Origin of the sequence: Caldibacillus sp. 210928-DFI.2.18 (assembly GCF_020554505.1) — a bacterium.
Taxonomy (GTDB): domain Bacteria; phylum Bacillota; class Bacilli; order Bacillales; family Caldibacillaceae; genus Caldifermentibacillus; species Caldifermentibacillus hisashii.
Genome location: NZ_JAJCHL010000081.1, coordinates 1 through 14,104, shown reverse-complemented (window position 1 = coordinate 14,104; position 14,104 = coordinate 1). Strand labels below are relative to the sequence as shown.

Sequence of the window (14,104 nt, the reverse complement as noted above, 5' to 3'; positions counted from 1 at the left end):
TTAGTTTCAATAGGTTCTTAGCCACTTTTTTATCGTTTTACTGTCAAAGTCGGGAGCAAAACTCCAAGAAAAAGGTGTCAACAGTTATACTACCCCATATTATATCCTTGAAGTTTGCAACCCTGTAGAGGCTGCTCATGTTCTTGGTCACAATCAACTAGTCGGTTATTTTTTGCCATGTAAAATCGTCGTTTATGAAAGTAATGGGAATGTCAAAATTGGGCTTCCAAAACCTACGGCGATGATTGGACTACTAGACGAACCTAAATTAATATCAATTGCCGAAGATATAGAAAAAATACTTATTGCGGTGTTAGAAAAAAGTAAATAAATTTAACTATTAGCCAGAAGTCTCCCTTCTCAAAACGCAATACCGTTATAGCTGGGAGACTTATAGCTAATGTGTTAAAAATATAGTTCATAAGTATTTTGCGATTCCATTAATATGTTTTATCCCATATCCTGTTTAAGTCTAATGGAACATACACTTTATCCCCGTGGATTTCTTTATGAACTATAGGGTTTTTAAAACGTTCGACCAAACTATCTTTTAATTCTCTACGGGCTACCCTCACTCTTTTTCCTAACAAATATTCAACATCACTAAAATTCATTCTCATCCCTCGTTTATCATTTTTTTATCGAAATAATGAAATTTGACATTTACATTTTTAGAATGCCCAAATGTTTTTGGTACAGCAAAAGTTTCCAAAAAATTTTCTTGATTAGTACACCAAGTTTATTTTCCTAAAAATTGTAACGAAAAACAGTCAATTTTGTTTTCAGATAATATTAATACGGTCACTAGATTATACATTTAGCAAGTTTATAACTAATCAAACTTAGACAGGGAATTCCAGAAATTGTTTTAATATATAGATACAGAGGCAAGACTTAATATAAAATTACCATCACTTATGTAGAAAGAAATGTTCAATTTGAGAAAAAAACAAAATAATGAATACAAATCACCTGTTGCTGCATTTTTATGGTCAGTAACGATGGTTGGGTTTGGGCAGCTTTATAACGGACAATATACATTTGGATTTATGCTTTTGGCAAGTGAATTCACGATAAATACATTATCAAATTTAAATCCATCTATTCATCACTCTTTTCATGGTGACTTTATAAAAGCACATGATGTCGTTAATTATCATTGGGGGCTATTTTACCCCTCTCTATATGGCTTTTCCATTTGGCAAGCATATAACAGAGCAATAGTAATGAATTATCAGAAAGAGGGAAAAGAACCTCCTGAAAAGGTTTATCTGACGGGCTTTTGTATCGGGTTAGTTGTTGGAATGAATTTAGGAGTTTACTGGCATCATTATTTTCTTGATCATATATTACTTTTCAAGGTGTTATCCAGTCCTGTATTTAATGGAATATTTTTGGGAATAATTGTTGGATTTGCAGGTCATTTGCTAGAAAAATTGCAAAGCAAACTAAAGGTTGATGAGCATGGTAGAAAAGGTTGAAGAAAGGGGAAAATTAGAAAACTTAATAAACCAATTCCAACACCTTCATGCGGAATACACTAAAATATGGCTTGATGATGTGTTTTTACATTTGGATTGGTGGATATCATTAATTATATCAGTAGGTACTTGGATATTTTGGTTTTTTTATCGAAAAAAAGAAAGTACCCACCGTCTTTTATATGCAGGTGCTTTTGCTATGCTGATTTCTGTAATCCTTGTTATATAGGATCTGCTCTTGGATTATGGTATTATACCGGTAAACTTACCCCGTCTATTCCTGCGTGGTTTCCATACAATCTGTGTTTATTACCTGTCAGTGTTATGTTTTTAATTCAGGCAAAGCCACATATAGCTTCATGGAAAAAAGGGGTGTTTTATGGCTTACTAACTGCATTTGTAGGCGAGCCTTTTTTTGTATGGACTGGTTACTATGTTATGACAGGATGGGAATATATCTACTCTGTTCCTATTTATGCTATTATTTTTATATTTTGTGATTGGTTAACCAAAAGGGATTCATTTGAAAGGGTTTATAAATAGTCCCTATTAAGATAACCCAATAAATTTTCATATTCAAAGTGGCAAATCTGTGCATTTTTTATCAATGGGACGGATTTTATTATATACCTACAATATAAGTTAATTTTTTATTGTCTTCACAAATTTCACTATAGTATATACATTACTATATTTAATTATTTCAAAAATAGGCAAATACCATCGTTTCCTGTTATTTGTCCTAAACATAAGATACATCGAGTTTTCCCAAAACGAATGAAACAAGGAGGATCATCAATGTATAACATGAATACGATGGATATTTCTTTACCCGGAACGATGGCAACTGTAGGTACGAATATGAGTCATTCTATGGCAACGATGCACCCCACAAATTTGATTAATATAATTCAACATTGTGCTACAACTTGCGATCATATGATAACTCACTTAACTAACCATGAGGAAATGAATAATCGGAGACTTCAACTACAATTATTACGTGATTGCGCGGATATTTGTCATGTAACAGCTAGTTTTATTGCAAGAAATAGTCATTTGAATAAAATGATGGCACAGATTTGCGCACAAATTTGTGAAGCATGTGGAAATGAGTGTTCTAAGTTTAATGACCGTCATTCACAACATTGCGCACAGGTCTGTTATCATTGCGCACAAGAGTGTCGTTCTTTTGCAAGAGCTGCATAAATTTTCAATAAGTAATTCTTTCATATTCTTATGGTATATAATGAAAAGTGCTGTCTACAATGTTAATTATTCAAACTTTGTTGACAGCACTTAATAAAAACAAAATTTGGTACAAACATGCCTTATTGCTTTTATCTTCAAGTAAAGATACGCGTTAGAAAGTAACTTTTTGTCATTTTACTTAAATTAAAATATTTGTTCAAAATCCAATTAACCAACTCCTTATATAAGCAAGAAAACTCTACATATTTATGGGATGTTCCATTTTCCCATCTAATTCATCAAATATGAAATTTTATTAAATGTTCTTTTCTTTTTTAAAAAGATGCACAAATAATGCATACTTTAGAAGTAAAATTAACCTATTAGGTTATCCAAATTTTCAAGGAGTGTTATAGTTTTGAAGAAAAATAAATTAATATGGAGTTTTATAGGATTCGCCGCAGTTATAGGCATCATATTTTCTGCTATGGCGTTTAGCCAAACAGATAAAGAACAAATGAAAATGGAGGATTTAGAAAAACAGTTAGTTTTAGGAGAAGGAAATCTACCACAAGAGATTACTCAGGATAATACTAAGATTTTTGCAAAAAATGGAATAAACGATGTATTTGCAATTCAAATGGTCGAAGGAGTAATAAATGAGCCGTTAAAAGGCACTGTATTAACAGATGAAGTATGCGAGCCAGATATTTATGGTTATTACCACTGTTGGAATAATATAGAGTTGTCCAATGGAGAAACTATTCGAGGATTAACAATACACGACATGAATGGTGGTGTACCTTGTTTAAGTCCTGATAGTGAAGTGGTCGTAACACCGTATAAAGATGGTTATTTCTTACTGAAACGATAAAATGGATGCTAAAAAAGCTGACAAATTTCGTCAGCTTTTTTCAGCGCTTATTTTGATAAACATAGTTTGTTCCTCTATTCTAATGACAACCTCCTCTGTGATTTCCGTGATTATGTCCATTATTATTTTCATGATTATGTGCTTTATTTTTATGATGATCATGTCCGTGTCCAAATATCATCGAAAGCGGACATATTAAAGCAATTAAAAGGATCAACCATTGTAACCACTCCATACCATTCACTCCTATCCAGATAATGTTCTACACTTTTAAGATATTAATAAACTATGGATTTTTTATGGAGAAAGTATGATGATAAAATGGATTTTCTTTATAAAATAAAGAAGTAACCTCTGATTTAAAATATAATTATGATCCACTTAGTAAATGTGACATAGTTTGTAAGGTACTAGAAAAAATTTTATTGGTGGACAAAAAAATGAACCAAAAACTTTAAATGTAGTAGTTTATGGTTCATTATATTTTATCGTTTTTAAGTGTAAAAATATAAATCTATCAGAAATTAATGTACCTACGTGGATCCACAGCATTTGATTTAGAAATATTCCATTCTCCTTCGTGAATTTCAAAATGAAGGTGGGTCCCGCTTGAATTTCCTGTGTTACCCATTCCACCAATATATTGCCCTTGTTGAACAACCTGTCCTTTACTCACAGCACGTGATGATAGATGTGCATAAACGGTCTGATAAGTTTTTCCGTTAACACTATGGGTTATAAATATAACATTTCCATATGAATTAGAATAATACGATCTTGAGACAACACCAGATGCTGCAGCGTATATAGGAGTCCCTTCTCCAGCAGCTACATCTATTCCGTCATGCATACTCCCCCACCGTGGTCCAAATTCGCTCGTAACTACCCCCGCTGATGGGTTGATAAAGTCTCCTGATGATGAAACATTTGTAGAAGATTTACCAGAAGACTCTTTTGAATTTGTTACAGTATCATTCGAATTTTCCTTTCCTTTTGCCTTTTCAATAGCAACTTTTTGTTCAGCTAGTAATTGTTGCTGCTCCTCTAAATCCATCACATATTCTTCTTGTTCATCTGCTTCAATCTCAAGCTGATCCAAAATTTTATTTTTCTGTTCTTTTTTATATTCAAGATTTTTCTTTTTTTGTTCTAATACCGATTGAAGTGATACTAGCTCTTGGCGTTCTTTCTCAACTTGTTTGTTCTTATTTTCCAAACTCTCATAATCTTCCATTTTCTCATCAAGGATATTTTTATCTGCTTGGATAATAGTAGTTACCAAATTTGCTCTACTAATAAAATCGTTAAAACTTTGAGAACCAAGTAAAACTTCTAGATAACCGATTTTCCCACCGTTTGCTTGAATAGCATGAATCCGTTTTTTTAGAATTTCATCCCGTTTTTCAATTCGTTTTTGAATTTCATCAATTTCAACTTTTAATTGGGCAATTTCTTTATCTTTTTCATTTATTGCTGTTTCATTATCTATAATTTGTTGAACTGTTTCTTGTATTTTTTTATTCATATTTTGCATTTCTACTTTTAATGCAGCTTGTTGATTTTTTATATCCTCCAGTTCTTCTGTTGCATCGTCAAATTCCGTATTAACTTCTGATAGTTTAGACGCGTAAATATTTGGACTCTGAAAAAATATTACCGTTAATATTAATAACACTGAAACTATTCCAATAATTCTTTTCATTATTTCTACTCCTTCTGCAAAAAATTGTTTGATCTACTAATCTATACTTCTGTTTTTTCCCCTTATAGTTCCACCAATATTCTTGTTGATAGAGAGATTATCACAAACAATTTTGCAGATTTTTATGATTTAAAGTGTATTTTTTTAAATGTTGATTACTGAACAAATACATATATTTTTCGATATTATTACATCAGATTGTTTTACTATAAAATTTCTCCATAATTCCACTGTAACCCATAATCCAGAACAAAGAGGGCTAATGGAAAGCTTTATATGTAATAATATATTTAATAAAAACAAAATTAAAAGGGAGGTGGATTAGATGACAGTTGTAGTGACCACCGAAAATGATTAAAAAAGCTGGATGAAGAAAAAAGGGAGAGTCTTTACAATTTCGCAAATAGATATAAAATCTTACTGTATTGGGTATATAGATGTTGATGTAAGCTATAAAGCTCCTACAATCAGCAATTGTGATTATATTGAATAGGCGGTTTCAATCTATAGCCAAAAAAGGGCGAATTTTAAAAACAATACGGTATCAATCGGGCTGACTGACATTGGTCCATTTAATCAAATTTATATAGATGGGTTTGAAAGAGGTCCCATATAATATCTTCCATTTTTTCGTAAAGCGGATACAATTAATGATTTATTGAGAAAGTAAAAAAATCGGGCAAACTTCCGCCCGATACTTTTCTATTGCCCTGTATTTAGATAGTCCACCAATTTATTTGAACTAATTGCAAAACATCCTAATATTTTGTTTAACCGAACAACTCTATGATATTTTTGTAATCGGAAGCATGATTTTTTTAATATATAATCCTAGTTTAGTATTATTTCACTACTATTGAACCAGACGATAAAATTTTCCCACTATTTATTATTAACTTAATAAATGTTCTTTACCTAACCGTTTTAAAAATTTATAGAAAGGCTCTCGTTTTTTACCATTTTCAGTATATGTAGCAATGACTTTTTCAACTGTATCGTATAATTCTTCTGGTGTTAAATTTTCTCTCAATAAAGTACCAACCTCAGCATCCCTTCCTTTCGCCTTTCCACCAACATAAAGATTATAATGATCTTTATACTTCATAACACCTATGTCACTCAGCATTGGTTCACCACAACCAATTGGACAGCCTGTATAAGCAACTTTCAGGGTAAATGGAACAGGTTTTCCTGCAATACGGCGATTTAACTCTTTTGCCACTGGCATTCCTTCCCTTTCTTCCCCTTTACAAAAATTGCAGGTTCTCAAACTTTTTACGTAATCTTCAACTGGGTAGCATTTTAAACCAACACTTTCAAATTCCTTAATCACTTCATCTTTTTTATCTTCTTGAATCTCTATATAGAGTTGTTGAAAGGTGGTTAACTCAATTTCTCCTTCCATATCTATGTGTTTTGAAATGGTCATAAGTTGTTTTAAATTGAGTTTTGCACCAAACCCTATCCCCCCATTTACAGCGAGTTTAACTTTATTTTCCATGTTATTTCTCCCCTTTTCTCACATTCATTTCAATAAAATAAAATATACCTTCAAAAAAAATGTTCTCCTACAAAGATTACCACACCCACTAATATATGTAATGAAATCCAATATCTTTACCATTCTCCTGCTATTATATATTACATTTCAAGTTTGGTGTTTATAGGGAGCTTGGCTCTTATTTTTTAAGAAGACTAGAATAACAGATTATCTAGTCCAGAACTAGAAAAAACCTCTATATTACCAAATTATTAAATAAATTCTACAAATATAAATAGTAAATAAGGTGACTATAAAATATAAAATATAAAATTCAAATTAGTTATTGATATAAGAAACATGCACTATATCGTTATAATGGTTAGGATTTAATACCCTTAATATTCCCGTACCTTACCTTACCGAACCGTATCGTACCTTGCCCTACCAAAGCTTGCCATACCGGGCCGAACCGCACCATATTGACCTATATCATCAGCAATAAGGAGGTCACCCTTATTGTACGGATGTCTATTACATCCGTTTCAATTTTTTACATCTTCCCAAATTAATTCTCTCCAATTTGGTGGAATTATCTCTTTTTTCAAGGCTCTTTGAACCATCCCCCTATGTTTGGTATCCGCCCTTAACACATGGCATTTATAACATAAAGTTCTTAGATTAGATAACTTGTTATTTGCAAACACACCACTTCTTATATGATCAATATGACATTTTTTTAGACTTACTTCTTCTCTGCAACGAATACATTGACCTTTATCCCTATTCCAAATAATAGGTCTAATATTTTTATACCACGTTTCAGAAGGCATCCTTTTCTTAGGCATTTAATTTTTCCTCCCAAACATTAAAGTCCATTACTTCAAATCGACCATAACCAATTTTTCTACCATCCCCCAATCCTGCAAAAGCACCAGCATCAATGCAAATAGATTCCATTTGATTTCTGCTTATTAACGAATTGTCCCATATAATATTAAACTTAGTTTCCCATCCAACTGAAGTCGCTAAACGATATCTTATATTTTTTACACCCCTTCTTGAAACTGGTCTTACGTCTATATAGACCTCTTCAGTGCTATCTTTAGTTAATTCATTTTCATCATAGACAAATCTATTCAACAATACTTTGTCCGTTATTACTTGCAATGTGGCGGATACAACAGGTTCCATAGTTCCACGTCCATATGGTGTGTGCTTTGCTCCTGCTCTTATGCATGAAAAAATGTAATCAGAGGTTAGGTATAATTGTCCTTCTTTAGTTACTTTGTAACTTTTTCTCCACTCTTCTGGATTATTTCCTGCAACACCCTCCTTTTCCCTTTTGACTAGTGGAATAGAATCAATTGTAAAGTTATTGAATAGTAGTGGTCTATTACCTCTAATTTTCACTTCTGCATTAAAAAGTGTCATAATCTTCCCCTCCAAATGATACTTATAAGTACAGTTTCTTCCTTTTTTTATAATATATGCATCTTAATTTATGAGATTTACTTCTTTAAGCTAGAATTCAGAGGTGATAAGATGTCAGATTTTTTAAAGTTAGTTGGGGATAAAGTAAAGTTTCATAGAAAAGAGCAAGGTTTAACTCAGGAACAATTGGCCGATAAGTCTGATCTCCAATATTCCTATATAGGAGGGGTTGAACGGGGTGAAAGAAATATTTCTCTGCTGACGTTAGAAAAAATAATCAATTCGTTGGATATATCACCAGAGTCCTTTTTTAGTTTTAAAGAAATAGATACATTAGACAAAAATAATGTAAATCAAGTAATTTCAATTCACAAAAGTTTACTTCAAACTAGAAATATCGAAGAGATCAAATTAATACATAACATTACTAAAGATATACTTACCTTAATTGATTCACAAAAGTAATAAATTTTATTTTCATACATCAGCTGTATAATAATATTATTTACTATTAGAAAGTATAAAAAGAGGAAATGTCCTAGCATTTCCTCTTTTTTATATTTAATAAAACTAAGAATATATCGGTAAAAATAAATGTTGGTATTGGATTACCTTATTAACTAATACTGCAAATTTTGTTTGTTAAGGGTATTCAATTAAAGAAGTAGAAGATGTTTTTAATATTACCTGACGGTGAAGCTTCTTAAACTTTATTCTTTATATTCATTTAATATATACTTATGGGAAAAGGCGGTTTGAGAAAGAATGCAAAAGAAACTAAAGAGAAACCGAATTCGTTGTAAACATTGTGGAGACATTATAGAATCCAAAAGTACAAATGACTTTCAAAAATGTAAATGTGGGACTGTGGGTATCGATGGTGGATTAGATTATGCAAAACGTGTTTATGGTTCAAATCCACCAGAACTACATTACGAGGAATTATCTGAATATGAATGAATTAAAAAGATATGTATTAAGTCGGTATGTCCACTGAATAGGAGAAGGAAGACTCAAGATTTTTATTAAAACTAAACAGTCCTTTCACACAAGAGCTATGTAAGCTCTATCATACAATATTATATTGAGTTCCTTCCCTTTTCTACAGTCTCATTTTTTTGCTATAGCATCCAGTAGTTTTAGTACATTTAATCACAAACTAACTACTTAAAGTATCATTTGTTGAAAAGATATAGTTGATAAAACTCAGGGACTCCTAAAGCAAGAAAAATGGACTGCTGAAGCAGTCCATCTTTACCCGAATCTTGCACCCTATAGTGGAAAAACTTAGGAAGTATTGTCTTCATAATCGTCCTTTTATTATCAGCCTTTTTAATTATATTATTTTCCATTATTAAAACTTTGATAATTCTTATTCCCACCGGAAAGGTTAAATACTTCTTTAAAGCCCAAGTTTCTTAATACATTCTGGGCTGCATTGCCAGTAACACCCGAATTACAGTATGTGACTGTAGGTAGATTAGGATCTAAATTTTGAGCCTCTGAACGTAATTTTGCTAGTGGAATATTAATTGCTCCATCTACATTAGATACTTCATACTGCTTCGTTGCACGGGTATCAATGATTTGGAATTTCTCCCCACTTTCAATTCTATCTGTTAATTCTTGTGGGGTAATCAGTCTATTCTTCTTATCAATTGCGTTTTGTAAAGCCATCCCTGTATACATAACAGGATCCTTTGTCGTACTAAATGGTGGTGCGTACGCTAAATCTAAATGAAATAAATCTCCTGCCCTTGCTTTAAATGAAATTGCTGTTACAAATACATCAATTCGCTTATCGACACCTTCTTCACCAATAATTTGCACACCTAGAATTTGGCTCGTCTTTCTATCTGCAATGGCTTTAATTACTAACTCTTTTCCTCCAAGATAATCAGCTCTGGCAGGTTTAATATTATGAAGAACTTCAATATCGAAGCCTTCAGCTAATGCCTCTTTTTCGCTTAGGCCAGTATATCCTACAGTTAAATCAAACACCCTTAGAATCCCAGTACCTAAAATTCCTTTATGTTCTAAGTCGCCACCTGTAATGACATCACCAGCGATACGCCCCATCTTATTTGCCGTGGAACCTAATGGACGATAAATCGGTTTTCCGGTTATTAAAGAAAAGCTTTCTGCCACATCACCAACAGCATAAACATCTGGGAGATTGGTTTGCATTTTATTGTTTACTTTAATAGCTCCAGATGAGCCAATTTCAATTCCTATTTCTGTAGCTAATTTGGTGTTCGGTTTCACACCTGTCGCTAAAATTACTATCTCAGAATCAATCATTTTTCCACTTTTTGTTTCTACTGCTTTTTCTGTAATGACACTGGCTTCTTCATTCAATAACAATTTTACACCATTATTCCTTAGATGTTCTTCCACTCTGAATGCCATATCTTTATCTAGATGAGGCATAATTTGGTTGCTTCGCTGTACGATTGTAACATCTAAACCTTTATGGGTTAGTTGCTCTGCCATTTCAAGCCCAATGAATCCAGCACCTATAATGGTTACTTTTTTCGGATTGTTTAAATTCATAAACTCATTAATTGCAGCAGTGTTTTGAATGGTGCGTACATGGAAAACATGCTTCCTATCAACACCATCAATTTTTGGAGTAATTGGTGTTGCCCCAGTTGCAAATACTAACGTGTCGTAGTGATCTTCCTTTGTTTCATTTGTATCTAAATTTTTTACAATTACAGTTTTCTTTTCTGGATTGATTGACGTTACCTCATGACGTGTATGTATATCAACGTTGTAACGCACTTTAAACCATGCCGCACTCCTTGGTGTTAATGTCTCTAGCTCATCTACTTCTCCACCTAGAAAGTATGGTATCCCACATATAGAGTAAGAGATATCGTAGTCCGCATTATATAACGTTATTTCAGCATCCTCATCATTTCTACGTGCTTTTGCTGCAACTGATGTACCTGCTGCAACTGAACCAATAATAATTATTTTCATATTACGAATTCCTCCAAATGTTATCATGATGTTCAATAATAGTAACTATGAATCTCAATCAACACTTGGACCACAAACACCTGTTGAACACCACATTGCTGGATCAAAAATTTCTACTTTTTTCATCATTAACAACTCCTTTATTCGCTTATAGTAATATACTTATATAAAAATCAAGAAGGTAAGCCTCGTGTATAATCAATTTTTTCGTCCAAACCATCAGCCATTTGGCTTTGGCATGAATCTCCTGTACATAAAAAGTAAATTGCCTTTTTGGCTATATTTCATTCGCCTTTTTAAAATAGTACAAGTGTTAAATAAAGACCTACTAATGTTATAAATAGAATTGGTATAGTTAAAACGATCCCAGTCTTAAAATAGGTTCCCCATGAAATCTTAACCCCTTTTTGAGATAATACATGGAGCCATACTAAGGTTGCCAAGGAACCAATTGGTGTGATTTTTGGACCTAAATCTGACCCAACCACATTCGCATAAACAAGTGCTTCTCTTAATACACCAGATGTATTTGTTTCAGCAATAGCCAAAGCGTCAATCATTACCGTTGGCATATTATTCATAATAGACGATAGGAAAGCAGCAATAAACCCCATTACAACTGTAGCAACAAATAACCCTTGTTCAGCCACTGATTGAATAACACTAGCTAGTGCAGATGTGAGTCCGGCATTCCCTAATCCATAGACAACCACATACATCCCAATTGAGAAAAATACAATATTCCACGGAGCGCCTTTAATAACTTCTTTCGTATTAACAGCAGCACTACGTCTTCCCATGATTAAGAAGAATAAAGCGATGATCCCCGCAATAATGGATACTGGTACATTAATAAATTCACTAGTAAAGTAACCAATTACTAATACAGCAAGGACATACCATGATAAATGAAACATTTTCAAATCTTTTATTGCTTCTTTTGGTTCCTTTAATTTAGATAAATCGTACTTTTTCGGTATGCTTTTTCTAAAATATATTAATAACACAGAAATAGTTGCAATTAGTGAAAATAAGTTTGGAATTATCATTCGTGAAGCATATTCGACAAATCCAATATTAAAGAAGTCTGCGGAAACGATATTCACTAGGTTACTTACAACGAACGGCAGTGAAGTCGTATCTGCAATAAATCCACTTGCCATGATAAATGGAAAAATCATTTTTTCTTTGAAATTTAAATTACGAACCATCGCAAGTACAATTGGTGTAAGAATTAGCGCTGCACCATCATTAGCGAATAAAGCAGCAACAATCGCACCTAGAATACTAATATAGATAAACATTTTTATTCCATTTCCTTTTGCTACCCGTGCCATGTGCAATGCTGCCCATTCAAATAGTCCAATCTCATCTAATATTAATGAAATAAGGATAATCGCAACGAAAGACAACGTTGCATTCCATGTAATGCCAATTACTTCAAGAACATCACTAAAACCCACCACTCCTACTAATAAAGCAATAATGGCTCCGCCCATTGCAGACCAGCCAATATTTAATCCCTTTGGTTGCCAAATTACTAGGACTAGTGTTGCTGCAAAAATTAATATTGCAAGTATAAGCATTGTCGACAAAATAATACCTCCAATTAACAGTAAGAAATTTCTTTGATGTAAATCAAGTAATTTATCCCAATTATCCCTCTCCTATTAAACGAAGAGGGTAATCTTGTTGATAATTAATTTTTCTCCCCTACACAACAAATGTCACCTTCAACTTTTTTAATTTCGCTATCCTCTTTTGTATAAAAAAACTCCCATTCATTCCCATCTGGGTCTGTCACCCAAAATTTATCTTGAAGAGCATAACAACACGTTGTATTCATTTCCTCACGTGCAAAGAACCCCTCTTTTTCTAATCTTTCTTTATGAAAAATTACTTCTTCGGCATTCTGAACTTGGAACCCAAAATGGCTAACTTGATTACCTTTCACTTCATTCTTAACGTTTAATGTGAAATTCAATCTTACTTCTTCTAATAAGAATTTAGCATAATCATTTTTTGTTTTTACAGGCTTGATTCCAAACACCTTTTGATAAAAATCAATTGATTTTTCCAAATTGGTTACATTGATCCCCACGTGAACATATTTCATAGAAATTCCTCCCAAACTTCATTTCTTAAATCAAAAAAGTTTGATTTTAAGTTGAAAAAATTAGCTACAACTGTTATTTGCTGCTTTATTCCCAGTCTTTCTAAAAATACAACAAAGCTCCTCAGAGAGTAAGCTATTTACTTCATTCTCATTAATATCGTAATAACTCCAAGTTCCCTTTGTTTGTTTAACAATTAAATCTGCATCTAATAAAATTTTAAGATGGTAAGATAGTTTTGATTGTGATACACCAAAGGATTCCGTTAAATCACATACACAAGTTTGACCCCTTTGACAAAGCTCATACATGATTTCTAATCTCTTTTGATCAGCAAGGGCTTTAAATTTTTTTTCATATTGTAGAAATGTCGGTTTTAATGCTTCCAATTATATCCTCCTTTCATCAAATTTTTTTGATGTTTATATATTAATTTAATTTCCAATAAAATGCAACTCATTTAATCAAAAAAAATTGATTTATTAGTAACTCTAATTATTTAGAGTTTTCTCCTTAATCAATCCGTATAATGGCCCGATTGCTTAACAAAGATTGATTTTAACTATTTCACTAAACCGTTGTTCCCTTTTTCGCTAATTTATATATTAAGAATTCCAACTATAAAAAGTCACAGTTTTAAAAATGGTAGCTAAGCTAGCTACCATTTTTATTTGAACTAACCATAAAAACTGAGGTGTATATATATTTCTTCTTCAACACTTCTTCCCTTAAAGTTGAATAAGGAAAAGAAAATCCGAAATTACCAATAATAATCGAAATGAAAGTAATAATTAGGGGCTGCTGAACGAATCACATGCAGAAAGTCATTTGAGAAATCAACCG

At 32.4% G+C, this 14,104-nt stretch carries 17 protein-coding genes and 2 pseudogenes; 8 read left to right on the top strand and 11 right to left on the bottom strand.

Annotated elements, in window-relative coordinates; genetic code table 11:
• Nucleotides 1-55: 55 nt before the first annotated feature.
• A pseudogene (locus LIZ98_RS14100) lies at nucleotides 56-331 on the top strand (DUF302 domain-containing protein); the annotation flags it as partial.
• A gap of 109 nt (nucleotides 332-440) precedes the next feature.
• Here the strand turns inward: LIZ98_RS14100 and LIZ98_RS14095 are convergent.
• Nucleotides 441-614: a hypothetical protein gene (locus LIZ98_RS14095; RefSeq protein WP_227092620.1), complete on the bottom strand. Its 174-nt coding sequence runs from the start codon at nucleotides 612-614 to the stop codon at nucleotides 441-443.
• Between the two features lie 324 nt (nucleotides 615-938).
• On the opposite strand from LIZ98_RS14095, the gene LIZ98_RS14090 reads away from it, so the two are divergent.
• From LIZ98_RS14090 to LIZ98_RS14075, 5 genes are all read left to right on the top strand, one after another.
• Entirely contained in the window at nucleotides 939-1,481 is a 543-nt protein-coding gene (locus LIZ98_RS14090; protein ID WP_108898156.1) for a hypothetical protein, read from the top strand.
• Nucleotides 1,465-1,710, top strand: coding sequence for a hypothetical protein (locus LIZ98_RS14085; protein ID WP_227140019.1), 246 nt, complete (start codon nucleotides 1,465-1,467; stop codon nucleotides 1,708-1,710). The genes LIZ98_RS14090 and LIZ98_RS14085 overlap by 17 nt, the downstream gene beginning before the upstream one ends.
• Nucleotides 1,611-2,024 carry a CBO0543 family protein gene (locus LIZ98_RS18210; RefSeq protein WP_052522566.1) on the top strand — a complete coding sequence of 138 codons (414 nt, stop codon included), beginning with the start codon at nucleotides 1,611-1,613 and terminating at the stop codon, nucleotides 2,022-2,024. Before LIZ98_RS14085 ends, LIZ98_RS18210 begins: the two co-directional genes overlap by 100 nt.
• Nucleotides 2,025-2,279: 255 nt before the next feature.
• The gene (locus LIZ98_RS14080; RefSeq protein WP_052480311.1) at nucleotides 2,280-2,690 is read left to right on the top strand and encodes a four-helix bundle copper-binding protein; all 411 of its coding nucleotides are present in this window, start codon (nucleotides 2,280-2,282) and stop codon (nucleotides 2,688-2,690) included.
• A 400-nt stretch (nucleotides 2,691-3,090) separates the two neighbouring features.
• Nucleotides 3,091-3,546: a PH domain-containing protein gene (locus LIZ98_RS14075; RefSeq protein WP_227140018.1), complete on the top strand. Its 456-nt coding sequence runs from the start codon at nucleotides 3,091-3,093 to the stop codon at nucleotides 3,544-3,546.
• 79 nt (nucleotides 3,547-3,625) lie between these two features.
• Here the strand turns inward: LIZ98_RS14075 and LIZ98_RS14070 are convergent, their stop codons facing one another.
• From LIZ98_RS14070 to LIZ98_RS14050, 5 genes are all read right to left on the bottom strand, one after another.
• Nucleotides 3,626-3,781, bottom strand: coding sequence for a hypothetical protein (locus LIZ98_RS14070; protein ID WP_161522406.1), 156 nt, complete (start codon nucleotides 3,779-3,781; stop codon nucleotides 3,626-3,628).
• Between the two features lie 282 nt (nucleotides 3,782-4,063).
• On the bottom strand, nucleotides 4,064-5,248 hold the full coding sequence (locus tag LIZ98_RS14065; RefSeq protein WP_227140017.1) for a murein hydrolase activator EnvC family protein: 1,185 nt from the start codon (nucleotides 5,246-5,248) through the stop codon (nucleotides 4,064-4,066).
• An 892-nt stretch (nucleotides 5,249-6,140) separates the two neighbouring features.
• Nucleotides 6,141-6,749 (bottom strand): NAD(P)/FAD-dependent oxidoreductase, encoded by a 609-nt coding sequence (locus tag LIZ98_RS14060; RefSeq protein ID WP_227140016.1) that lies wholly within the window; start codon nucleotides 6,747-6,749, stop codon nucleotides 6,141-6,143.
• Between the two features lie 524 nt (nucleotides 6,750-7,273).
• The gene (locus LIZ98_RS14055; protein ID WP_041844628.1) at nucleotides 7,274-7,576 is read right to left on the bottom strand and encodes an HNH endonuclease; all 303 of its coding nucleotides are present in this window, start codon (nucleotides 7,574-7,576) and stop codon (nucleotides 7,274-7,276) included.
• Nucleotides 7,569-8,162 (bottom strand): hypothetical protein, encoded by a 594-nt coding sequence (locus LIZ98_RS14050; RefSeq protein WP_041844629.1) that lies wholly within the window; start codon nucleotides 8,160-8,162, stop codon nucleotides 7,569-7,571. The genes LIZ98_RS14055 and LIZ98_RS14050 overlap by 8 nt, the downstream gene beginning before the upstream one ends.
• 111 nt (nucleotides 8,163-8,273) lie before the next feature.
• Here LIZ98_RS14050 and LIZ98_RS14045 point away from each other — a divergent pair, with 111 nt between their 5' ends.
• Together LIZ98_RS14045 and LIZ98_RS18290 are read left to right on the top strand one after the other, a co-directional pair.
• Nucleotides 8,274-8,627, top strand: coding sequence for a helix-turn-helix domain-containing protein (locus LIZ98_RS14045; protein WP_041844630.1), 354 nt, complete (start codon nucleotides 8,274-8,276; stop codon nucleotides 8,625-8,627).
• A 300-nt stretch (nucleotides 8,628-8,927) separates the two neighbouring features.
• On the top strand, nucleotides 8,928-9,122 hold the full coding sequence (locus LIZ98_RS18290) for a DUF7695 domain-containing protein (protein ID WP_041844631.1): 195 nt from the start codon (nucleotides 8,928-8,930) through the stop codon (nucleotides 9,120-9,122).
• Between the two features lie 381 nt (nucleotides 9,123-9,503).
• On the opposite strand, the gene LIZ98_RS14040 is transcribed toward LIZ98_RS18290, so the two are convergent.
• The 5 genes and pseudogenes from LIZ98_RS14040 to LIZ98_RS14020 form a co-directional block, all read right to left on the bottom strand.
• Nucleotides 9,504-11,147, bottom strand: a complete 1,644-nt coding sequence (locus LIZ98_RS14040; RefSeq protein WP_216408501.1) for an FAD-dependent oxidoreductase — start codon at nucleotides 11,145-11,147, stop codon at nucleotides 9,504-9,506.
• A 57-nt stretch (nucleotides 11,148-11,204) separates the two neighbouring features.
• Nucleotides 11,205-11,273, bottom strand: a pseudogene (locus LIZ98_RS14035) (arsenic metallochaperone ArsD family protein); the annotation flags it as partial.
• Between the two features lie 170 nt (nucleotides 11,274-11,443).
• Nucleotides 11,444-12,733 (bottom strand): arsenic transporter, encoded by a 1,290-nt coding sequence (locus LIZ98_RS14030; protein ID WP_041844636.1) that lies wholly within the window; start codon nucleotides 12,731-12,733, stop codon nucleotides 11,444-11,446.
• Nucleotides 12,734-12,846: 113 nt separating this feature from the next.
• A complete protein-coding gene (locus LIZ98_RS14025) occupies nucleotides 12,847-13,263 on the bottom strand; it encodes an ArsI/CadI family heavy metal resistance metalloenzyme (RefSeq protein ID WP_227140015.1) in 417 nt (138 codons plus the stop codon).
• A gap of 60 nt (nucleotides 13,264-13,323) precedes the next feature.
• The gene (locus LIZ98_RS14020; RefSeq protein WP_227140014.1) at nucleotides 13,324-13,650 is read right to left on the bottom strand and encodes an ArsR/SmtB family transcription factor; all 327 of its coding nucleotides are present in this window, start codon (nucleotides 13,648-13,650) and stop codon (nucleotides 13,324-13,326) included.
• Nucleotides 13,651-14,104 lie beyond the last annotated feature (454 nt).